This is a genomic window from Rhodococcus sp. 06-235-1A, assembly GCF_002258785.1.
GTDB lineage: Bacteria > Actinomycetota > Actinomycetes > Mycobacteriales > Mycobacteriaceae > Rhodococcoides.
Genome location: NZ_NOYI01000027.1, coordinates 154,244 through 176,073, shown reverse-complemented (window position 1 = coordinate 176,073; position 21,830 = coordinate 154,244). Strand labels below are relative to the sequence as shown.

Annotated in this window: 22 protein-coding genes; 11 read left to right on the top strand and 11 right to left on the bottom strand. The window is 64.9% G+C overall.

Annotated elements, in window-relative coordinates:
* Positions 1 to 32: 32 nt before the first annotated feature.
* Positions 33 to 947: a serine/threonine-protein kinase gene (locus CH275_RS24460; protein WP_094680754.1), complete on the bottom strand. Its 915-nt coding sequence runs from the start codon at positions 945 to 947 to the stop codon at positions 33 to 35.
* A gap of 288 nt (positions 948 to 1,235) precedes the next feature.
* Here CH275_RS24460 and CH275_RS24455 point away from each other — a divergent pair, with 288 nt between their 5' ends.
* Positions 1,236 to 3,095 (top strand): BCCT family transporter, encoded by a 1,860-nt coding sequence (locus CH275_RS24455; RefSeq protein ID WP_179276322.1) that lies wholly within the window; start codon positions 1,236 to 1,238, stop codon positions 3,093 to 3,095.
* 43 nt (positions 3,096 to 3,138) lie between these two features.
* Here the strand turns inward: CH275_RS24455 and CH275_RS24450 are convergent, their stop codons facing one another.
* Positions 3,139 to 3,468: a winged helix-turn-helix transcriptional regulator gene (locus tag CH275_RS24450; protein ID WP_094680753.1), complete on the bottom strand. Its 330-nt coding sequence runs from the start codon at positions 3,466 to 3,468 to the stop codon at positions 3,139 to 3,141.
* Between the two features lie 79 nt (positions 3,469 to 3,547).
* On the opposite strand from CH275_RS24450, the gene CH275_RS24445 reads away from it, so the two are divergent.
* The gene (locus tag CH275_RS24445; RefSeq protein ID WP_094681104.1) at positions 3,548 to 3,895 is read left to right on the top strand and encodes a DoxX family protein; all 348 of its coding nucleotides are present in this window, start codon (positions 3,548 to 3,550) and stop codon (positions 3,893 to 3,895) included.
* On the opposite strand, the gene CH275_RS24440 is transcribed toward CH275_RS24445, so the two are convergent.
* The 7 genes from CH275_RS24440 to CH275_RS29645 all read right to left on the bottom strand — a co-directional run bounded on the left by CH275_RS24440 (position 3,875) and on the right by CH275_RS29645 (position 9,225).
* Positions 3,875 to 4,477, bottom strand: coding sequence for a DJ-1/PfpI family protein (locus tag CH275_RS24440; protein WP_094680752.1), 603 nt, complete (start codon positions 4,475 to 4,477; stop codon positions 3,875 to 3,877). The genes CH275_RS24445 and CH275_RS24440 overlap by 21 nt on opposite strands.
* 6 nt (positions 4,478 to 4,483) lie before the next feature.
* The gene (locus CH275_RS24435) at positions 4,484 to 5,161 is read right to left on the bottom strand and encodes a GOLPH3/VPS74 family protein (protein WP_094680751.1); all 678 of its coding nucleotides are present in this window, start codon (positions 5,159 to 5,161) and stop codon (positions 4,484 to 4,486) included.
* Positions 5,158 to 5,577: a DUF1801 domain-containing protein gene (locus CH275_RS24430; protein WP_094680750.1), complete on the bottom strand. Its 420-nt coding sequence runs from the start codon at positions 5,575 to 5,577 to the stop codon at positions 5,158 to 5,160. The genes CH275_RS24435 and CH275_RS24430 overlap by 4 nt, the downstream gene beginning before the upstream one ends.
* Positions 5,574 to 5,918 carry a UBP-type zinc finger domain-containing protein gene (locus CH275_RS24425; RefSeq protein WP_032380273.1) on the bottom strand — a complete coding sequence of 115 codons (345 nt, stop codon included), beginning with the start codon at positions 5,916 to 5,918 and terminating at the stop codon, positions 5,574 to 5,576. The genes CH275_RS24430 and CH275_RS24425 overlap by 4 nt, the downstream gene beginning before the upstream one ends.
* Complete coding sequence (locus CH275_RS30310) at positions 5,915 to 7,348, bottom strand: ATP-binding protein (RefSeq protein WP_094680749.1); 1,434 nt, start codon at positions 7,346 to 7,348, stop codon at positions 5,915 to 5,917. Before CH275_RS30310 ends, CH275_RS24425 begins: the two co-directional genes overlap by 4 nt.
* The gene (locus tag CH275_RS24415; protein WP_094680748.1) at positions 7,345 to 9,000 is read right to left on the bottom strand and encodes an FAD-dependent oxidoreductase; all 1,656 of its coding nucleotides are present in this window, start codon (positions 8,998 to 9,000) and stop codon (positions 7,345 to 7,347) included. Before CH275_RS24415 ends, CH275_RS30310 begins: the two co-directional genes overlap by 4 nt.
* 87 nt (positions 9,001 to 9,087) lie before the next feature.
* A complete protein-coding gene (locus CH275_RS29645) occupies positions 9,088 to 9,225 on the bottom strand; it encodes a hypothetical protein (protein ID WP_179276321.1) in 138 nt (45 codons plus the stop codon).
* A gap of 198 nt (positions 9,226 to 9,423) precedes the next feature.
* Between CH275_RS29645 and CH275_RS24410 the strand changes: the two genes are divergently transcribed.
* The 6 genes from CH275_RS24410 to CH275_RS24385 all read left to right on the top strand — a co-directional run bounded on the left by CH275_RS24410 (position 9,424) and on the right by CH275_RS24385 (position 15,158).
* Positions 9,424 to 10,221 carry a DUF1206 domain-containing protein gene (locus CH275_RS24410; RefSeq protein WP_094680747.1) on the top strand — a complete coding sequence of 266 codons (798 nt, stop codon included), beginning with the start codon at positions 9,424 to 9,426 and terminating at the stop codon, positions 10,219 to 10,221.
* 159 nt (positions 10,222 to 10,380) lie between these two features.
* Positions 10,381 to 10,845, top strand: coding sequence for an SRPBCC family protein (locus CH275_RS24405; protein ID WP_094680746.1), 465 nt, complete (start codon positions 10,381 to 10,383; stop codon positions 10,843 to 10,845).
* Between the two features lie 91 nt (positions 10,846 to 10,936).
* Positions 10,937 to 11,209: a GlsB/YeaQ/YmgE family stress response membrane protein gene (locus CH275_RS24400; RefSeq protein WP_094632631.1), complete on the top strand. Its 273-nt coding sequence runs from the start codon at positions 10,937 to 10,939 to the stop codon at positions 11,207 to 11,209.
* 133 nt (positions 11,210 to 11,342) lie between these two features.
* Complete coding sequence (locus CH275_RS24395; protein WP_094680745.1) at positions 11,343 to 12,059, top strand: phosphatidylserine decarboxylase; 717 nt, start codon at positions 11,343 to 11,345, stop codon at positions 12,057 to 12,059.
* A gap of 8 nt (positions 12,060 to 12,067) precedes the next feature.
* A complete protein-coding gene (locus CH275_RS24390) occupies positions 12,068 to 12,922 on the top strand; it encodes a CDP-alcohol phosphatidyltransferase family protein (RefSeq protein WP_094617611.1) in 855 nt (284 codons plus the stop codon).
* 58 nt (positions 12,923 to 12,980) lie between these two features.
* Positions 12,981 to 15,158 (top strand): AAA family ATPase, encoded by a 2,178-nt coding sequence (locus CH275_RS24385; protein WP_094680744.1) that lies wholly within the window; start codon positions 12,981 to 12,983, stop codon positions 15,156 to 15,158.
* 53 nt (positions 15,159 to 15,211) lie between these two features.
* On the opposite strand, the gene CH275_RS24380 is transcribed toward CH275_RS24385, so the two are convergent.
* Both CH275_RS24380 and CH275_RS24375 read right to left on the bottom strand, forming a co-directional pair.
* Positions 15,212 to 15,964: an isocitrate lyase/PEP mutase family protein gene (locus tag CH275_RS24380; protein WP_094681103.1), complete on the bottom strand. Its 753-nt coding sequence runs from the start codon at positions 15,962 to 15,964 to the stop codon at positions 15,212 to 15,214.
* Positions 15,965 to 16,025: 61 nt separating this feature from the next.
* Positions 16,026 to 16,436, bottom strand: a complete 411-nt coding sequence (locus tag CH275_RS24375; RefSeq protein WP_373453740.1) for an NUDIX hydrolase — start codon at positions 16,434 to 16,436, stop codon at positions 16,026 to 16,028.
* 234 nt (positions 16,437 to 16,670) lie between these two features.
* Between CH275_RS24375 and CH275_RS24370 the strand changes: the two genes are divergently transcribed.
* The 3 genes from CH275_RS24370 to CH275_RS24360 are packed head-to-tail and all read left to right on the top strand — an operon-like array spanning position 16,671 to position 21,828.
* Positions 16,671 to 19,535: a Na+/H+ antiporter subunit A gene (locus CH275_RS24370; RefSeq protein ID WP_094680743.1), complete on the top strand. Its 2,865-nt coding sequence runs from the start codon at positions 16,671 to 16,673 to the stop codon at positions 19,533 to 19,535.
* Positions 19,532 to 20,188, top strand: a complete 657-nt coding sequence (locus CH275_RS24365) for a Na(+)/H(+) antiporter subunit C (protein ID WP_094680742.1) — start codon at positions 19,532 to 19,534, stop codon at positions 20,186 to 20,188. Before CH275_RS24370 ends, CH275_RS24365 begins: the two co-directional genes overlap by 4 nt.
* On the top strand, positions 20,185 to 21,828 hold the full coding sequence (locus CH275_RS24360) for a Na+/H+ antiporter subunit D (RefSeq protein WP_094680741.1): 1,644 nt from the start codon (positions 20,185 to 20,187) through the stop codon (positions 21,826 to 21,828). The genes CH275_RS24365 and CH275_RS24360 overlap by 4 nt, the downstream gene beginning before the upstream one ends.
* Positions 21,829 to 21,830 lie beyond the last annotated feature (2 nt).

Genomic DNA, 21,830 nt, shown 5'->3' with positions numbered 1-21,830 from the left:
CGAGTCGGTGTGGGGCCTTCTTCGCGCCTCGGTCATGAAAACTTCAGCCAGCGTGATCGAGTGAAGGGCGAGCGCCGCGTCGGCGGTTCGGGGACCCCTGCCGCCACGGCTGCCGCTACCGCATCGCTGAGCTCGATGCACGTCTGGAACCTATCCGATGGCTCCTTCGCCAACGCGCGTGCAACCACCGCGTCGAGTCCCCGCGGTAGTGATCGCCGCCGCCGCGTCACGGCAGGCGGCTCCGCTGTCAGGTGCGCAGCAGTGATCGCCAACGGCGTGCTCAGCGGATACGGAGTGCGTCCGGTCGCCAGTTCCACCAGCGTCGCGCCGAGGCCGTAGACGTCGGTCTGCGCACTCAGCTCTCCACCGCGAAGCAGTTCCGGTGCCGCGTAGGGGATGGATGCCATCACCGTGCCCCCTGCAGCGAGCGGGGTCGAATCGTCGAGCATCCGCGCAATTCCCCAGTCCGACAGCAACACCTGCTCGTATCCGTCGATTCGTTCGGTGGAGATGAGGATGTTCGCCGGCTTGACGTCCCGATGCACGACGCCGTGCGAGTGGGCATAGTCGAGTCCCTTGGCCACCTCGGCAACGATGCGCGCCACTCGGGACACGTCGAGCGCGATCTGCCCTCGGGCAACGAGCCGCGCGGCGCTGTAGCCGTCCACGTAGTGCATCGACATCCACAACTGGTGCTCGAACTCACCGTGCTCGTGCACCGACACGATGTTCGGGTGCACGAGCTGGGTGGCGACGGCAGCTTCCATCCGAAACTTGCTGCGTAGCCGCGGGGACAGGGAGGCGTCCCGGTCCAGAATCTTGAGGGCCTCGAGCCGATCGTGTCCGCGCCCGAGAACCAGGTACACCTCGCTCATGCCCCCGACACCGAGACGGCGCTGCACCCGAAAGCCCGCGAACTCCGAACCCGGCTGCAATCGTCCCGTCATGGAATAGCCTGTCGCGCAGCACTACTCGCAGCACGGCATCCGAGGAGTGACACGACCGGACACGTCCGCAGCATCGACAGAACTGTAGTCCGTTCGGGTGTTGGGGGCGACTCGGCAGAAAGCCCATGCGCGCCTGTTTCCCAGTTCACCGGCCTTCGCGAGTTTCGCCACCTGCGTCGATGTCGTTTAGGGTGATTACCGGTACTTGACCAAAACAAGGGAAAAAGAACGGCAAACCGATAGTGGTCAGCCGATCACCTCGACTCGAGTTGTAAGGAAGTCAAGTAAGTGAAAGCAGTAAAAGAAGCGTGGGGCGGCCTGCTCAAGCCGGTCTTCGTCCCCGCATCTATCGTCATTTTTGTCATGATCGCCTTCTCGGTGATCTACGCCGGCACTGCCGCCGATGCATTCGACAATCTCAACAACGCCATCACCAGCGGAGTCGGCTGGTGGTACATCCTGGCCACCACCGGCTTCGTGCTGTTCGCGCTGTACTGCGGTCTGAGCAAAGTCGGCAACATCCGCCTCGGACGTGACGACGAGAAGCCCGAATTCGGCGTCCTGTCTTGGTTCGCGATGCTGTTCAGTGCCGGCATGGGCATCGGCCTGGTGTTCTACGGCGTCGCCGAGCCTCTCTCGCACTACGTCACACCGCCCGAAGCCGGCGGCGTTCCCGGCAGCACCGACCCCGCCGCCCGTCAGGCGATGGAGCTGACCCTGTTCCACTGGGGTTTGCACGCCTGGGCCATCTACGTGGTGGTCGGCCTCGGGCTGGCCTACATGACGTACCGCAAGGGACGCCCGCTGTCCGTGCGCTGGCTGCTCGAGCCGCTCCTGGGGCGCAAGCGCATCGAGGGCGGCATCGGCCATGCGATCGACGCAGTCGCCATCATCGGCACGTTGTTCGGCGTGGCCACCTCGCTCGGATTCGGTGTGCAACAGATCTCGGCCGGCCTCGAATACCTGGGTTGGGTCGATACCAACAACTGGGTGACGGTCATCATCATCGCCGGAGTCACCGGTCTCGCGACGTTCTCCGTCGTGTCCGGCGTCTCACGAGGACTCAAATGGCTCTCCAACATCAACATGGGAATGGCTGCAGCTCTGGCCGTCTTCGTTCTGATCGCCGGACCGAGCCTGTTCCTCATGCAGTCCTGGGTGCAGAACCTCGGCGGCTACATCCAGGCGTTGCCCGAGTTGATGCTGCGCACGTCACCGTTCTCCGACGACGGCTGGACAGGCGACTGGACCATCTTCTACTGGGGCTGGTGGATGAGCTGGGCGCCGTTCGTCGGCATGTTCATCGCCCGTATCTCACGCGGCCGCACCATCCGCGAGTTCGTGTTCGGGGTGCTGCTGGCACCGACGATCATCGGGTCGCTGTGGTTCACGATCTTCGGTGATGCCGGCATCCTGCGTCAGCGCGAGAACGGCGACCTGCTGGTCGACGGTGCCGTCGACACCAACACGAGTCTGTTTCAGCTGCTCGACACGTTGCCGTTGGCGACGATCAGCAGCGTGCTGGCGATCTTCGTCATCGTGTTCTTCTTCGTGACATCCTCCGACTCCGGCTCGCTGGTCATCGACATCCTCTCCACCGGCGGCGACCTGGAGCCCCCGAAGATCACCCGCGTGTACTGGTCGATTCTCGAAGGCGTGGCAGCGACGGTTCTGCTCCTCATCGGCGGAACGGGATCGTTGACAGCCCTGCAAACGATGTCGATAGCCACGGCAGTGCCGTTCTCGATCATTCTGGTGCTCGCGTGCGTGTCGATGCTCAAGGCCTTCCGCTACGACGTCGCCACCACTCCGCGCTACGTGCGAGTGACGACCACGCCAGAGGTCTCCGGCAACGAGTCGGACGCTCCAGAGCAGCCGGCTCCGCGTAAGAGGGCGACCGCGGGCATCTCGAGCACGTTCTCCGGCCTGGCAGCGTCACGCGAGGGACTGACCTCACCGACACGCGGCGGAACCGTCGTACTCGCGGTACACGAGGTATCCACCGAACAGCTCGAGGTTCATCCCGAGACCGGAGCCGTCGAATACTCGAGCGACAATGCGCCCGTCGATCCACTGGGCGGAGAAGTGTTCGACACTCAGGAGTTCGCCGACTCGGCCGAGGGTCAGAACCAGAACAACCCCAACTGATCCGTCTCGACCGCACTCTGACCCTCGCGAGCCTTCGCGGGGGTCAGAGGTTTTTCGAAGCCCAGTCGGTGAGTGCCTCCAACGACGGCAGCAGCGCCTCTCCGGACGACGTCAGGCTGTATTCCACCGAGATGGGCGGCCCGTCCGTGACGGCGCGTGCCACCAGTCCGGCTTTGCCGAGTTCGCCGAGACGTTCTGACAGCACCGAGTCACTGATGCCACCGACGGCGCGGCGGAGGTCCGAGAATCCCATCGGCCCGTTCATCAGTGTCGCCAGCAGAATTCCGTTCCATCTCTTACCGAGGAAGCCGAAAGCTTTGGTCAACGCTCCGTCGCAGGCACGTGGATCGTGAGGCTGCTCGTTGGGGACCATGCTTCCACCCTACCGAGGTGCTACAGTCCGCCTTGCTACTTCTGAATTACTAGTGGCCTCAGAAATGAAAGCAGGGATCATGTTCATCGCTACCCTCGTCGTCTCGGTTCTGCTCGCCGTCGCACTCACGTTCTCCGCGATCGGCAAACTGACGAAGAACCCCTCCGTCATCCCGATGCTCGAGCAGGTGGGCGTCCCCGCCGACAAGATTCCGTGGTTGGCCTACGCGGAGATACTCGGTGCCATCGGCCTCCTGATCGGCCTGTTGGTCTGGCCCATCGGCGTGGCAGCTGCAGTCGGCGTCATCCTCTACTTCGTCGGAGCGGTTGCCGCGCACCTTCGCGCCAAGGACAAGGACTTCGCACCCGCGGCCGGACTCGCCGTGTTCGCCGTCGTGGCGCTGGTTCTACGGGTGCTCAGCGCCTGACCAGTCGTAGTCCATCTGGCCCGCGGTGAGCAGAGCATGTTCGGCTCCCGCCCACCGCGCGACCAGGTGCAATGACAGGTCGAGACCGGCACTGATGCCGGCCGACGTCGCAAGATCGCCGTGATCGATGTACCGAACGGCCTCGTGGACGACGAGCGCAGGCCATCGAGCGGCCAATTGCTCCAGGTCTTCCCAGTGCGTGGTGACCGGACGCTCGTCGAGCAGTCCCGCGGCCGCGAGCACGAACGCACCCGTGCACACCGACGCGACCACCTCGGCGGTGGGTCGAAGTCGCTGCAGCCACTGCAGAACCCGGCCGTCCGCCGAGACCGCGTCGACGACGCCTCCGGGAATCAGGACGAGGTCGTAGGGCCTCGGGTCGTCGATCGTGGTGTCGACGCCGATCCTCATGCCACCTCGCGCACGCACCGCTCCGTCCGTGAGCCCAACGAGCGACACCTCGAAAGGCGCTGCGCTACCGGCACGTTCGGCCACCCGATTGGCCACCGAGAACACCTCGAACGGCCCGCACGCGTCGAGTACCTCGACGTCGTCGAACAACAGAATCGCAATGCTTCTCATGTCGCCTCAGCTACTCGTGGTCGAGACGATGACGGGCACCATGACAGCAGCCATCACCGCAGTGTTGACGTCGGAGACTGCCTTGCGCACTGCCTCCCCGGCCCACTCCCCCTCGGCGATCTCCTTGGCCCGCTTCTTCAACAGCTTCTTGTCCGCATCCGCGATCACCTTGTGCGTCAGGTCCACTGCCGAGATGAGTGAGATCAACGCAGCCGAATGCGGCGACGGCGTCGTACCGTCGACGAGCGCGCTTCGTAGCGCATCTCGCAGCACCTTCTCCCGCGAGGTGTCGGCCGCAGGCCACGTCGTGGTGGGGAAGAGCCCCCACACCTTGTCCTTTTTCTCGGTGACGAAGCCCTGAGCCACCAGCCGCGCGGCCAGTTCCTTGGCGAGATTCTTCTGCGACTTCTCGATCACTTTCTGCGGCTTCAGCGGACGTGACGTCGTTGCCACCAGGTCGAACACCCGACGCAGAAGTGATTCGGCAGGCGGTTCCCCCGACACGACTACGTGATCCTTCTTGATCTGCTCATCGGGGCCGGTGATCCGCAGCGATCCACTCATGGCGAGCTCGACGACCAGCGCACCTGCCAGCACCCGCGGCAACTTGGTGCTGTCGGCCAGCGGTTTGCCCGAGTCGTCGTCGAGCAACAGCAGCAGCATATCCTCCGCAATCAACGTCATGGAGCGAGGTTACTCAGAATGTGTGGGTAGTTGATCGCCACCAGTCGCTCGAGCACCGCCGTGTCCACATCGGCGAGTTTGTTCACGTACAGGCAACCCGCTCCTCGCTTGTGCTTTCCCAACTGTTCGAGCAAGGAGTCCGATTCCGGGGCGTACGTAGCGCCGTACACAGACAGACTCGCCTTGCGCGGAGAGAACCCGACGACGAAATACTCGCCCCGACGACCACTGTCGGTGGTGTACCGGTAGGTACCGAAACCCACCATCGTCGGCCCCCACATCACTGCCGGCTGCCCGGTCACCCGACCCATCATCTCGGCCAGAGCCAGACCGTCCGCGCGGCGAACCGGATGTTCGACGGCGGCCAGGAAATCCTCGGCCGATACGTCGGTGGGCCGGGTCAGGTTCTCGTTCAATTGATCAGGCTCTGCCAGTTCGACGGCACCCGCTCACGCGGACCGGGAACCGTCTGATCGAGTGGATGGTGTTGCGGCGGAGCCAGTTCCGGACCGTCGTACATCTGTTCGTCGGCGTAGTTGTAGAACCATTCCTCGCCGGGCTCGTAGCTGCGCACGAACTGATGTCGAGTGGATTCGGCGTGCTTACTGGCATGCTGCGACGGCGAGGAATCGCAGCACCCGATATGACCGCACTGCGCACACCGACGCAGGTGCACCCACCAGCCCTGCGTCTGCGTGCATTCGACGCAGCCGGGTCCCGACGGCGGAACCTGCGGGTCGATACCTTCGATGGTCATGATGCCTCCTCGACAGCGGGTTGGACTGGCAGTCTCACGATGAAGCGCGTGTTCCCAGGCTCGGACACCACCTGCAGGTCACCCTGATGCTTCTTCACCACGATGCGCCACGAGATGTCGAGGCCGAGACCCGTACCCTCGCCGACCGCCTTGGTGGTGAAGAACGGCTCGAAGATGCGTGACCGAATCTCTTGCGGCACACCAGGTCCGGTATCACAGATCTCGATCTGCACCTGGTCCTCGTCCAACGACGTACGCACCGTCAAGACCCCAGAACCCTCCATCGCCTGAACGGCGTTGTCGATCAGGTTCGTCCACACCTGGTTGAGTTCGGCGGCGTAGGCCGGGATGGGCGGCACCGCCGGATCGTATTCCTTGACCACCGCGATGTCGTCACCGATCTTGCGGCCCAACATGATCAGTGTGCTGTCGAGCAACTCCCGCACATCCACGGTCTGGTACGGCGCGCGATCCATCTGTGAATACTGCTTCGCGGCACCGACCAGCGTGGAGATTCGCGTGGTCGAATCCGCAATCTCGTTCATCAGCAACTCGGTTTCGACCGTGTAGTTGAGCCACCTGATCGCACCCTCGAGCATGGCCGGATCGTCGACGGTCGCCGATACCCGATCGAGCCACGGCACATCGAGGCCCGCCGAGACGAAAGTGGGGGCCAGATCCCAACCGTCTCGAATATCCTTGTCCTCGAACCATTCTCCGAGTTCGTCCTCGCGGTCCGACGCCTCCATGGCCGTCAACTTGGGTGCCTTGGCCACCAACTCCACGGCCTCGTTCTGCAGTTCGACCAGACGCGCCAGGCTCGCACGGTCGAGGGTGCCACCGGCGATCATCGCCAACTTCTGCCGCATGTGTCCCACCCGATTGCGCAACGCAGACGTCGCCCGTACCGCGGCCGCCGCCGGATTGTTGAGCTCGTGCGTCAACCCGGCCGACAAAGAACCCAACGCCAACAAGCGCTCTCGCTGTTCCACCACTTGCTTGGTGTTCTGATTTCCGAAGAACAATCCTTCGAGCAGATGCAGTGCCATCGGAAACCATTCCCGCACGATCGACGCGAAACAGTCTGCGTCGAGCACGAAGAAACGCGAGGGTTCACTCACCCGCATCGAACCCTGATAGGTCTGCGGCACTCGATCACCGAGATACGCCTGCCACGCTCCGGCGTACACCCCGCGCTGGGACGTCCTGTTGATCACCAGATCCTCCCCGCCCGAAAGCTTCGAGAGCACCACGGCACCGTCCATCAGCACGTAGAAACACGTCGCCGGATCGCCCTCCGCATACACCGGCCCCGGTTCGATCGTCTCGATGCGCCCGTCCCGACACAGCTCTGCCAGCTGAGAGTCGGTGAGATGCTCGAACAGAAAAAGCGTCCGCAACTCCTCCGGATCACACGCGAGCGTGCTCACGGGTTCGCCAGATATCTGTGCACCAACATCACGGCCATTGCTCCTTCTCCCACTGCCGACGCGACACGTTTGGCCGAGTCGGATCGAACGTCCCCGGCCGCGAACACCCCGGGCACACTCGTCTCGAGGTGATGCGGAAGTCGGGTGGGCGTCCACCCGGCAGGTCCGCGTCCGTCGGTGACGAGATCCGGTCCGGTGACCACGAATCCATGATCGTCCCGCACGAGCACCCCGTCGAGCCACTCGGTACGCGGGGCAGCACCGATGAACAGGAACAGGTACTGCGCGTCGACCGTCGAGGTCTCGTCGGTGGCCCGGTTGCGCAGCGTGATCGACTCGAGATGACCGTCGCCTGCCACGCCCGCGACCTCCGTACACGGCCGAACGCTGATCTTCGGATTCTCCTCGATCTGCTTGATCAGGTAGTACGACATCGACGCTTCGAGCGAGGTGGCACGGATCAAGATGGTGACCGACTTGGCCCCGCGCGAGAGGTACACCGCTGCCTGCCCGGCCGAGTTCGCCCCGCCCACGATGTAGACGTCCTGCTCGGCACAGCGCGCGGCCTCCGTCATCGCAGATCCGTAGAACACGCCCCGGCCGGTGAAGTCGTCGATTCCGGGTGCGTCCAGTCGTCGATAGGCAACGCCGGTGGACAGGATGATCGTCTGCGCACTGATGCTGCGGCCGTCCGCGAACCGTACGGTGCGCGCGGATCCGTTGACGTCCAGTCCCACCACGTCCTGTGTGGTGACGACCTCGGCACCGAACTTCAACGCCTGCCGCCGGGCTCGCTCGGCCAGCTGCGCACCCGAGACCCCGTCGGGAAATCCCAGATAATTCTCGATGCGAGAACTCTGACCGGCCTGACCGCCCGTCGCGGTCCGCTCGATCAGGGTCGTCCGCAATCCCTCGGATGCGCCGTACAGCGCCGCTCCGAGCCCCGCCGGGCCGCCGCCGATGACGACGAGATCGTAGAACTCCTCCGACGGCGAGACGGTCAGACCGAGCCGGTTGCCGAGCTCGGCGTCGGACGGTTCGATCAGCGCGTCCCCTTCGGTGGTGATGACCACCGGAAGCTTGTCCTCGGCCACGCCTGCCGCAGCCAACAGTCGCGCGCCCTCGGACTCGTCGGACATGTACCAGCGGTAGGGCAGCTGATTGCGAGCCAGGAACTCACGGATCTCCGACGACCGCGCAGACCAGCGATGCCCGACGATCTTGGTGTCCTCGACGGCTCGGTGGTCGTACGCGCACCAGGCTTCGAGCTGGGCGTCGAGCACGGGGTAGAGCTTTTCCTCGGGCGGATCCCACGGCTTGAGCAGGTAGTAATCGAGATCGATGACGTTGATGGCGTCGATCGCCGCGTCGGTGTCCGCGTAGGCGGTGAGCAGAATGCGGCGGGCCGTCGGGAAAAGGTCCATGGCCTGTTCGAGAAATTCCATGCCGCTCATCTGCGGCATGCGGTAGTCGGCCAACAGAATGGCCACCGGGGTGCCGCGCAGCGTGAGTTCCTTCAGCGCGTCGAGCGCACCGGCACCCGATTCGGCGCGCACGATGCGGTACTGCTCACCGTAGCGGCGGCGCAGGTCGCGGGCGACCGATCGCGATACTCCGGGATCGTCGTCGACACTGAGAATGACCGGTTTCATGACCCTCCAGAACTGATGCTCACCAACGACATGAGCATGCCACCGCGTCGCCCAGAATGGGAGGCAAGCAGTCCTGGAACAGCGGGGTCAGATTCGGCCGCGTCTGATCAGATCGAGTTCCGCAGGGGTGAGGAGTCGTTCGAGCTTCTCGGCCGGCCAGGTGCGTGGGCTTCCGCTCATCCTGGCGGTCTTCAACAGAGGTAGATCACTGCTGGTACGACGCATAATCGACTGTAATTTCACGGTGGATCACTCCGAACAATTTCTTCGTTGGTCCCGACACTCCGCTTGCTACATCGATCAGTGTCCGCTCGGTGTTAACGCCGCGGTGGGATCTCGTGCGGCGTTTCGCAGCTCGAGACAGTTTCCTTCACCTTCGGCCGGGGTAAACGACTGCCCAAATCTACTGATCGGGGAACGCAAGTGAACACGTCGAGCAAATCGGTGGCCGATTCCGTACAGGACAACGGCGCCTTCGAGAAAGCGGCGCGAGCCGGCCACTTCGTCAGCGGAGTGCTGCACATCCTGATCGGCTACATCGCCGTGCGGCTGGCGTTCGGGCAGGCGGGCAACGCCGATCAATCCGGCGCGCTCGCCGAACTGGCCGACAAGCCCGGCGGAAAGATCGCCCTGTGGGTGGCCGTGGTGGCCTTTGTTGCATTGGCCCTGTGGCGAATCGTTGAAGCGATCGTCGGCAAGAAATCCGACGCCGACGAGGGAAGTGCGCTCGATCGTCTCAAGGCCGCGGCGCTTGCCGTCGTCTACCTCGCGTTCGCGTTCTCCACATACGGGTTCGCGACCGGCTCGGGCAAGTCCAGCGGACAGCAGAACGCCGGCTACTCGGCCCGGTTGATGGAATCCGGCGGCGGCAAGTTCGTGCTGATCGTCGTCGCGCTGGTCGTCATCGGCGTCGGCGGGTACCACGTCTACAAGGGCGTATCGAAGAACTTTCTCGACGATCTCGAAGGGCACCAGAGCGGAACCGTGGTCAAGCTCGGTATCGCCGGATACGCAGCCAAGGGCACTGCCCTCGTGGGCGCCGGAATCCTCGTCGTCGTGGCGGTACTGCAGTCCGATCCCTCGAAGGCCACCGGAATCGACGGTGCCGTCAAGACCCTCGGATCTCAGCCCTACGGACAGGTGCTGCTGATCCTCGCGGGAGTGGGCATCGCGCTCTACGGGTTGTACGCATTCGTTCTCGCCCGCCGCGCTCGCATGTGAGTGGGAGTGGGAGCTCGCTTCGCTCTCAGGGGAGCGGTAACTCGTAGCAGGGTACGAAGTTCCGCTCACCTACGTGGTCGGCTGTGTCAGCCACCACATAGGATGCGCACGATTGAGTGTGACAGTCGGTTGCACTTACCTCACCACCGGAGGCCCACGTTGAGCAAGACCCTCGAAGCCACGATCGATATCGCCGCGAGCCCCGAGACCGTCTGGTCGATCGTCTCCGACCTTCAGCGCATGGGCGAATGGAGCCCGCAATGCAAGAAGATGAAGGTCCTCGGCGGGCCGGTAGGCAAAGGCACCAAGACGCTCAACGTCAACCGCAAGGGCATGCTCGTCTGGCCGACCACCTCGAAGGTCGTCACCTTCGAGCCCAACCGTGAACTCGCTTTTCGCGTCGTCGAGAACAAGACGATCTGGTCCTACACCCTGACCCCCACTGCCACCGGGACGACCGTCGTCGAGAAGCGAGAGGCGCCCACCGGGACCTCGACCGTGTCGTCACTGCTGGTCAAGCGCATCCTCGGCGGCATCGACGAGTTCGACATCGAGCTCGTGGAGGGTATGAACAGCACCCTGCGTCGCATCAAGGCCGAGAGCGAGAAGCTGGGGAAAAAATAATTCTTCTCAGGAAGGTTTCAGGTTTGTTTCTCTCGGGCATCCGGCGTTCCGAACAGACCCGTTCAACAAACACGGAAAGAGGGGGCGCAACATGACACCCACACTCGGCTGGATTGCCTGGATCATCATCGGTGGACTCGCAGGCTGGATCGGCAGCAAGATCATGAAGACCGATGCTCAGATGGGTATCATCCTGAACATCGTCGTCGGAATCATCGGCGGACTCCTGGGCGGATTCCTGCTCAGCGCAGTCGGTGTCGACGTAGCCGGGGGCGGCTTGATCTTCAGCTTCATCACCTGCCTCATCGGCGCATGCATCCTGCTGTTCCTGGTCAAGCTCGTGACGGGTCGCAGCCGCGTCTGATCGCACTTGCACTTCCCGACTGCCGGGGCACCTCACGTACGCTGTGAGGGCCTCGGCAGTCGTGCGTCCGCGCCTCGACTGCTCCAGCACCACGACCTGCCAACACCTGTCCGACGAATAGTTAGAGGAGACCGTGGCACGCCGTCCCGCCCCGATTGATCAACCGCCCCGCACCGGAGTGGCTCACATCGTCGACCTGGTCCGTGAAACGGTTCCACCGCTCCACCCCGCAGGACTGCCGTTCGTCGGCGGTCCGCTCGCCGTCGCACTGCTCGGTCGCCGATCGAAGTGGGTTCGCAATGCCGGGCTCGTCGCCGCCGGAGCCTGTGCCACCTTCTTCCGCCATCCATCACGGGTGCCGCCGAACCGCCCCGGCGTCGTCGTGGCCCCGGCCGACGGTCTGGTCACACTCGTCGACACCGCCGTCCCGCCGGCCGAGCTCGATCTCGGCTCCGAGCCGGTCCCGCGCGTGAGCATCTTCCTGTCGGTCTTGGACGTGCACGTTCAGCGTGTTCCGGTCGGCGGCCGAGTGGTGGAGGTCGTTCATCGCCGCGGCCAGTTCAAATCGGCCGATCTCGCCGAAGCCAGCGAAGTCAACGAACGCAACAGCATGCACATCAGGACCGCCTCGGGTCAGGATGTCGCCGTCGTGCAGATCGCCGGTCTGATCGCGCGACGCATCATCAACAACGCCAAGGTGGGCGATACCCTCTCGATCGGCGACACCTATGGACTGATCCGATTCGGTTCACGCGTCGACACCTACTTCCCCGCAGGCACGACGCTGCTGGTCGAACGTGGCCAACGCGCGGTCGGTGCCGAGACGGTCCTCGCCGAGCTTCCGCAGTAGAGACCGACATGATCACCAGACGCGCCAAGCCGCCTGCTGCCATTCGTCTCCTCCCGTCCGTCGTCACGATCCTGGCCCTGTGTTCAGGGCTGTCCGCGGTCAAGTTCGCCCTCGACGGCCAACTCGGCACCGCACTGGCCATGATCGGTGCCGCCGCAATTCTCGATGCGTTGGACGGGCGAATCGCTCGACTGCTCGACGCCACCAGCAAGATCGGTGCCGAACTGGACTCGCTGTCCGACGCCATCTCCTTCGGTGTGGCACCAGCACTGGTGCTGTACGTGACGCTGCTCGAGGGCAGCAGCGGCGGTTGGATCGTCGCACTGGTCTACGCCGTGAGCATCGTGCTCCGGCTGGCGCGCTTCAACACCTTGCTCGACGAGGACGACACCCCCGCGTACGCACGCGAATTCTTCACCGGGGTTCCCGCACCCGCCGGCGCACTCATCGCGCTGGCCCCGATTGCCGCGTTCGAGGAATTCGGCGACGGCTGGTGGGCGTCGTTCTACGTCGTCGCCGGGTGGTCGATCTTCACCGCAGCCCTGATCGTCAGCCGGATCCCCACGTTGGCCCTCAAGACGGTCTCGGTGCCGCCGCGGCTGGCCGCGATCCTGCTGGTTCTGGTGGCTCTGCTCGCCGCCGCACTCATCACCTTCCCACTCGTTCTGCTCATGGGATTGGTGCTGGCATACCTGGTGCACATCCCGTTCGCGGTGCGTTCGCAGCGCTGGACGGCCGCGCGCCCGTACACCTGGGACGCCAAACCGGCCGAACGGCGAGCCGAGCGACGGGCCATCCGACGCGCGCCGGGTAACAATCGGCGGTCGCAGGCTCGACTGGGACTGCGCCGACCTCGTAGTTAGTGCCTCGCAGCTAATGTTGGGAGTGGAGCCTGCGGAATGACCCCAGTAGGTTGGGTGTGTGACCGAATCTCGCTCGACGACGCCTGAGCTCGTTCTCACTGCCCGCCTGAACACCTCGGCCGCCGATGCCAGGCGCGGCGTTGTGCGCCTTCATCCAGAAGTTCTCGCAGCCCTGGGGCTGCGGGAGTGGGATGCGTTGTCGCTCATAGGTTCTCGACGCACGGCCGCCGTCGTCGCCGCGGCTCCCGATGGATCACCTCAGGGCACCGCCTTGCTGGACGACGTGACGCTGTCCAACACCGGCCTTCGCGAAAACGCCTCTGTCGCAGTTGGACCCGTCACCGTCTACGGTGCAAGGAGCGTCACGGTGACAGGCTCGTCGCTCGCCACCGGTTCCATTTCCGACGCCACCCTGCGCCAAGCGTTGCTCGGCAAGGTGTTGACGGTGGGCGATACGGTCTCACTACTCCCCCGCGATCTCGGACCCGGCACCTCGACGACTTCTGCGACGCAGGCGCTGTCGAGGACCTTCGGGGTGGCGTGGACCACCGAGTTGCTGACGGTCTCGGCCGTCGAACCGTCGGGTGGTCCGGTGAGCGTGCAGCCCAATTCGGCGGTCGGGTGGGGGTCGGGAACCGTCACCGCCGCACAGCCGCAGGCAGCGTCGATTCCCGCGCCGAAGGCTGCGGCCCCGCGAGTGAGCGTGGCAGATCTCGTGGGAGTGAGCGCTCAGCAGGCGAAACTCACCGAATGGCTGCGTCTGGCACTGGACGAATCGGAACTGCTGGCCACGCTCGGTGCATCGCCACATCTCGGGGTGTTGATCACCGGTCCGGGCGGGGTGGGCAAGGCGACGTTGGCGCGCGCGGTCATCGGTGAACGCGCATGCGTCGTGCTGGACGGGCCGTCGATCGGTGCGCTCGAGGCGTCGGCCCGGGTCGATCGGGTCACCGCGGCAGTGGACGAACTCGCCGGCTCCGGGGTGCTGCTCATCACCGACGTCGACGCGTTGCTGCCCTCCGACCCCGAACCGGCGTCGACCTTCGTGCTCGATGTGCTGCGCGGGGCCGTCGACACTCCCGGTCTGGCTCTGATCGCGACGACTGCCCATCCGGAGGCGACCGATGCGAGACTGCGCGGTCAGGACCTGTGCGATCGCGAGCTCACTCTCACCCTCCCCGATGCGGCAGGCCGCAAGGGTCTGCTGGAGCATCTGCTGCGCAAGGTTCCGCAGGGCGACGTCGACCTGGGCGAGATAGCTTCACGGACACCAGGTTTCGTGGTCGCCGACCTGGCCGCATTGACGCGGGAGGCGGCGCTGCGGGCGGCGGCGCGTGCATCGAACGATTCGGCCGCGGCCTCGTTGACGCAGGACGATCTGGTGGGCGCCCTTCAGGTGATCCGCCCGCTGTCGCGATCGGGCAGCGAGGAGCTGGCGATCGGCAGCCTCACGCTCGAGGATGTCGGCGACATGGTGGAGACCAAGCAAGCACTCACCGAGGCGGTCCTGTGGCCGCTTCGCCACCCGGATTCGTTCGCGCGCTTGGGAATCGAGCCGCCGCGAGGTGTGCTGCTCTACGGTCCGCCCGGGTGCGGCAAGACGTTTCTGGTGCGGGCGCTGGCCAGCTCCGGGCAGCTGAGCGTGCACTCGGTCAAAGGTGCCGAGCTGATGGACAAGTGGGTCGGCTCCTCGGAAAGGGCTGTGCGAGAACTGTTTCAGCGCGCCCGGGACTCTGCACCCTCGCTGATCTTCCTCGACGAGGTCGATGCGCTCGTGCCCCGACGCGGTCAGAGTTCGGATTCCGGCGTCGGCGATCGGGTCGTCGCGGCGCTGCTGACCGAACTCGACGGCGTCGAACCGTTGCGTGACGTCGTCGTACTCGGGGCGACCAACCGACCCGATCTGATCGACCCGGCACTACTGCGCCCCGGCCGGCTCGAACGCCTGGTGTTCGTGCCGCCGCCGGATTCCGATGCCCGCGTGGACATCCTGAAGGCGTCGGGCAAGTCCATTCCGCTCGCCGAGGACGTGGATCTGGAAGCACTCGCCCGCGATCTCGACGGCTACTCCGCAGCCGACTGCGCGGCACTGCTTCGCGAGGCCGCGTTGACGGCGATGCGTCGGTCGATGGATGCCGCCGACGTCACCGCCGCCGATGTCGCCACCGCTCGGGCGACGGTGAAGCCGTCACTCGATCCCGAGCAGGTGGCGCATCTGCGGGCTTACGGGTCGTGAACGGAAACTCGTAGCAGGCTACGAAGTTCTGTGCACGTGCGGCGAAGCCGCTCTCACTTCCAGCGCGCGAGGACCTCTTCGGCGCGCTTGGCGAGCACCATCTGGAAGATCGGGCCGAAGCTGATGCGTCCGACACCGAGGGACGCGAAGTGCGACAGGTCGCCCTCGGCCGGGTTCGCGATGGCGTTGATCGGCAGTGGGAGCTCCTCGGCGAGACGCTTGTAATCGGCGTCGTTGTGGAAGCCGACGGGGTACAGCGAGTCGGCTCCGGCTGCGGCGCAGAGCTCGAGCCGCGCGATGGCGCGGTCGACGCGATCGTTCTCGTCGCCGATCGCCTTGACGAACAGGTCGGTGCGGGCATTGATGACCACGTGGACGTCGGTGGCGTCGGATGCTGCGCGCAGTGCTCCGACGAAGTCGGCGTGCTCCTGTGCTTCGCGGAGGCGTCCACCCTCGCTGTGCACGGTGTCCTCGATGTTGAGGCCGACGGCTCCAGCCGAGATGAGCCCGTCGATCAAGCGCTTGGGGTCCTCGCCGTAGCCGGATTCGATGTCGACCGAGAGCGGTGCGTCGACGGCTCCGGAGATCTGGGAGATGCGGGCCAGCAGTTCGTCGAAGGTGATGCCTTCGTTGTCCGGCTTGCCGATGGAGTCAGAGACGGGGTGGCTACCGACGGTCAGCGCAGTGAAGCCTGCGGAGACGGCCAGGTTGGCGGACCAGGCGTCCCACACGGTCGGTAGTACGACCGGGTTTCCCGGCTTGTGCAGTTCGAGCAGGGTGGTGGCTTTCTGGGACAGGTTCGTCATGAAGACTCCTTCGCGGTGACCGGAAGAGAACGTACGTTCTCCCGTCACCAACATACGCGCTTCAATCGATCAAATCGAGCGCTTTCATTCGCTCGAACACCATCAGCGACCCCGGAGCGACGTCGGGCATCGCGGCGTACTCGTCGCGGGTGAAGTATGCGATCTCGGCGATCTCGCTGGTCGGCCTGGGATCACCGGACAGATCGGCCAGGAAACAGGTGATCTCGAGCGGCGTCCCCGCCGGGTGCCCCCATGCCTCGCACTCGAATACCCCGAGGAGCCGGGCACCGATCACCGCGGCGTCCAGTTCTTCCCTGATCTCCCGGTGCAGTGCCTGTTCGGCGGTCTCACCGGGGTCGATCTTGCCGCCCGCCATGTAGAACGCGGACTTGCCGACCGATCGCGTCTGGATCATTCGACGATCCCGAACGTAGGCCAATCCGGCAGTCCGAATGAGTCTCGGATTGCTCACCGACGCGCCCCCTCTCACTGACCCGCTTCGACCGTTTTGTACCGCTTGGCACGCCGCCGACCTCGCAAAGTAGGATGGAACTCGACAACTAGCGCGCTGCCGTTCGGGAGCCGCTTCGTTATTTCACAAAGACACACATCGAATTTCACACGGATTTCCAGACCCTACTCATCGCCGCCCTACGACCACCGCCTCGGCCTCGCCGCCGATGCGACCGAGACGACGGAGTGATTTTTGCTCGCCATTCTTCTTGCGCATGCCGCGGCTGCGCTACTTGCGCCGCTCCTCGTCCGGTGGTGGGGGCGTAACGCTTTCTTCCCGCTGGCCCTCGTCCCGTTACTGAGCCTGGTCTGGGTGTTCGGTAACTGGAACACCGAGCAGAAGTTGAGCATCGAATGGGTCCCGGGCCTGTCGATGAACATCGACATGCGGTTCGACTCCCTCGCCGCCATCATGTCGCTGTTGGTGTTGGGCATCGGCGCGTTGATTCTGCTGTACTGCGCCCGTTACTTCGAGGACGACGAGCCGCGCCTCGGGCTGTTCGCCGCCGAGATGGTCGCTTTCTCCGGCGCGATGTTCGGCCTCATCACCAGCGACAACATGCTCGTGCTCTACATCTTCTGGGAAATCACGACGGTTCTGTCGTTCCTGCTCGTCGGCCACTACGCCGAGCGTGCCTCGAGCAGGCGAGCAGCCACCCAGGCTCTGCTCGTCACCACCGCAGGCGGCCTGGCGATGCTGGTCGGCATCATCATCCTCGGGCAGGTGTCCGGCACCTACAACCTCTCCGAGCTGGTCGCGAACGCGCCGGGCGGCTGGTTGCCCGGTGTCGCGATCGTCCTGGTCCTCATCGGCGCACTGAGCAAGTCGGCCATCGTGCCGCTGCACTTCTGGCTCCCCGGGGCCATGGCCGCACCGACGCCGGTCAGTGGTTACCTCCATGCCGCGGCGATGGTGAAAGCAGGCATCTACCTGGTGGCGCGGTTGGCACCCGGTTTCGCCGATTCCGGTCCGTGGCGCGCGACCGTGATCACCCTCGGGCTGCTGTCGATGATCCTGGCCGGATGGCGAGCGCTGCGCGCGTTCGACCTCAAACTGATCCTTGCGTTCGGCACCGTCAGCCAGCTCGGCTTCCTGATGGTGTTGGTCGGAATCGGCTCCGAGAAGGCCATGCTCGCCGGCCTCACGATGGTGATCGCGCACGCGATGTTCAAGGCAACTCTGTTCATGGTCGTCGGCGTCGTGGACCACACCACCGGCACCCGCGACATCCGCAAGCTCGCCCACCTGGGCAAGAAGGCCCCGTGGCTGGCCGCCATCGCCGCGCTCGCCGCTGCGAGCATGGCGGGCCTACCACCGCTGCTGGGGTTCGTCGGCAAGGAAACGGCACTGTCGGCTGTGATCAGCACGCCGACGCTGAACCCCACGGTCGCGGCATTCGTCGTCGCGGGGCTGGTCATCGGCTCGATCCTGACGGTTACCTACAGCATCCGGTTCGTCTGGGGCGCGTTCGCGCGCAAGCAGCTCAAGCGTCCGAGCCCGTCGGTGCGAGCAATGCACGCACCGTCCGCTCTGTTCCTGGCTGCCCCCGCATTCCTGGCAGTACTCGGGTTGATCGCCGGGTTCGCCTCCTCGATCGTCGACCGCATCGTCAGTCCGTACGCACGCACCTTGCCGTCCTACGGCCAGGAGCCCTACCACCTGGCACTGTGGCACGGCTTCAACCTGCCGCTCGCTCTGACGGTCGTCGTCGTCACCGGCGGTGTCGGGTTGTTCATCGCCCACCGCGTGGTCAACCGGCTCAAGTTCGAGCACCCCCCGCTCGGCAACGCAGACCGCATCTACGACAACGTGCTCAAGTCCATGGACACCCTGTCCATTCGCCTCACCGGCACCACGCAGCGCGGTTCTCTCCCCCTCACCCAGGGCACGATCCTGTTGACACTGGTGCTGTTGCCGATCATCGTGCTGATCGTCGGGCAGAAGCCGGATCTGGACTACACCCTGTGGAACACCCCACTGCAGCTGGTCATCGGGGTGATCATGATCGCAGGCGGCCTCGGCGCGACCGTCATGCGTAACCGCCTGGCCAGCGTCATCCTCGTCGGACTCACCGGCTACGGCTGCGGCGTCATCTTCGCCATCCACGGCGCACCGGACCTGGCGCTGACACAGTTCCTCGTCGAAACGCTGACCCTCGTGGTGTTCGTGCTGGTGCTGCGCAAGCTCCCGGCCGAGGTCGACGACCGGGGATCGGCCGGATCTCGCGGACCGCGTGCCGCACTCGCCGTGGCCGTCGGCGCCACGGTCAGTGCGTTGGGCGCATTCGCGATGAACGCCCGCAGCGCCGCACCGGTGTCGTTGCAGTTCCCCGAGGCGGCGTACGAACTCGGCGACGGCAAGAACATCGTCAACGTTCTCCTCGTGGACATCCGCGCCTGGGACACCCTCGGCGAGATCTGTGTCCTCCTCGTCGCGGCCACGGGCGTGGCCAGCCTGGTCTTCCGCAACCGCCGGTTCGGCAGCGCTCCGCGGGTGTCCGACGCCCCCGCATCGAATGCTTCCGCCTCGTCCTCGGATGGGAACTTCGCGGCGGAGACGACGTGGCTGCTCGGCGGTGATCTGATCGATCCCCGGCATCGCTCGTTGATCCTCGAGGTCACCACGCGGTTGATCTTCCCGACCATCATGGTGCTCTCGATCTACTTCTTCTTCTCCGGCCACAACGCCCCCGGCGGCGGTTTCGCCGGCGGCCTCACGGCCGGTTTGGCGTTGGTGCTGCGGTATCTCGCGGGTGGCCGCTACGAGCTCGGCGAGGCAGTGCCGATCGATGCCGGAAAGATCCTCGGTCTCGGGTTGATCTTCGCGGCCGGCACCGCGGTGGCGTCGATGTTCCTCGGCGCGCCTGCGCTGTCCTCGGCGACGTTGGAAGTGACACTGCCGATTCTCGGTGACATCAAGCTCGTCACCGCATTGTTCTTCGACCTCGGTGTCTATCTCATCGTGGTCGGGTTGGTACTCGATGTGCTCCGAAGCCTCGGAGCGCGTCTCGACGCACAGGTGGAAATGCAGAGCCAAGGCCGAGTGAGCGCCCCATGACCGCTGATCTCGGAATGCTCGTCATCGTCGGTGTTCTCGTCGCCGCCGGTGTCTACCTGCTGCTCGAACGCAGCATCACCAAGATGCTGCTCGGCCTCCTGCTGTTCGGCAACGGCGTCAATCTGTTGCTGCTCACCGTCGGTGGGCCGGCCGGTACGCCGCCCATCGTGGGCCGGGACAACTCGCTGAGCCAAAGCATGGCCGATCCGTTGGCGCAGGCGATGATCCTGACGGCGATCGTCATCACCATGGGCATCGCGGCCTTCGTCCTCGCACTCGCCTATCGCTCGTTCACGCTCAACACCAAGGACGACGTCGAGAACGACCCCGAGGACACCAAGGTCTCCAAACGCCGGTCGATGGCCGAGGCACCCGACCGCGACCGCTCCGACGACCCGGTGACGGGCGAGCCGAGCTTCGGCGGCGATGCATTCGACTCGAAGGGCAACCCGATTCCCCTCGAGGAGATCAGGAACCTCGAAGACCTCGAGTGCTACGAGGATCTGCACGACGGCGACTTCGACAACGACGACGACAACCCCCAACTCCGCGGGCTCGACGGTCTCGATACGGCAGAGAAGGACGACAGCCGCCCCGACGACCGCAGCACAGAGGACCACAGCACCGACGACACGAAGGGAGACGACAAGTGACGATCTCCCCGGGCGTGATCGATGCCCTGACTCCACTACCCGTTCTCATTCCGATGCTCGCCGCGGCACTGACGCTGGTGCTGGGGCGTCGACCTCGCGCGCAGCGCTTCATCACGCTCGTCGCGCTGACCGCAGTGGTCGCGATCTCGTCGACGATGCTCTACCTCGCCGATCGCGACGGCACCAGCGCACTTCAGGTCGGCGGTTGGGATTCACCGCTCGGCATTTCCCTTGTGGTGGACCGACTTTCGGCGATGATGCTCGTCGTCTCGTCCATCGTGCTGCTCGCGGTCATGGTGTATTCGATCGGTCAGGGCATTCGTGACGGCAGTGAGAACCAGCCCGTCTCGATCTTCCTGCCGACCTATCTCGCGTTGACCGCAGGTGTGTGCAACGCATTCCTCGCCGGCGACCTGTTCAATCTGTTCGTCGGCTTCGAGGTACTGCTGGCGGCCTCGTTCGTGCTCCTGACTCTGGGAGCCAGCGCCGACCGCGTCCGTGCTGGCGTCTCGTACGTCATGGTCTCGATGGTGTCCTCGCTGATCTTCCTGATCGGTATCGCGCTGGTCTACGGTGCCACCGGAACGCTCAACCTGGCTCACATCGCGGTACGGATGGACGACATCCCGCCGGGCACGAGAACCGCGATCTTCGCCGTTCTGCTGGTCGCCTTCGGTATCAAGGCCGCAGTGTTCCCGCTGTCGACGTGGCTCCCCGACTCGTACCCCACGGCCCCCGCTCCGGTCACTGCGGTGTTCGCCGGTTTGCTCACCAAAGTCGGTGTGTACGCCATCATCCGCGCGCACACCCTGCTGTTCCCCGACGGCTCACTCGACAACGTGCTGATGGTGTGCGGTCTGCTGACGATGCTCGTCGGCATCCTCGGCTCCATCGCCCAGAGCGACATCAAACGACTGTTGTCGTTCACCCTCGTCAGCCACATCGGTTACATGATCTTCGGTGTCGCGCTGTCGACGCAGTCGGGGCTCTCGGGCTCCATCTACTACGTGGCGCACCACATTCTGGTGCAGACGACCCTGTTCCTCGTCGTCGGCCTCATCGAGCGTCAGGCCGGTTCGTCCTCGCTGCGACGCCTCGGAGGGTTGGCCGCGGCCAGCCCGGTGCTGGCGATCGTGTTCCTGGTGCCCGCCCTCAATCTCGGTGGCATTCCCCCGTTCTCGGGCTTCATCGGCAAGGTCGCTCTGCTGCAGGCCGGCAGCGAACAGGGCAGCGTGTTGGCCTGGCTGCTCGTGGCGGGCGGTACCGTCACCAGCCTGCTGACGCTGTACGTGGTGGCCCGGGTATGGACCAAGGCGTTCTGGCGGGCTCGCGCCGACGCTCCCGAGGGCGACCTGGCCGACAACAGCCCGTCCGCTCTCCTCGACGACTCGTCCGACATCCAGTTCGGTGACCGCGAGGACGTCGGACGGATGCCGGCCTTCATGTTGATCCCGACGATCGGGCTCGTCGTCGTCGGTCTGGCGATGACGGTGTTCGCCGGCCGCATCATCGACATCAGCGATCGCGCGGCAGCGGATCTACGCGACCGCTCGGTGTACATCGATGCGGTGCGCGGTGCGGAATTCGTCGGCGATCAGGCCTACGAGCAGTCGCACACGAACGAGGAGGGCACCCGATGAAG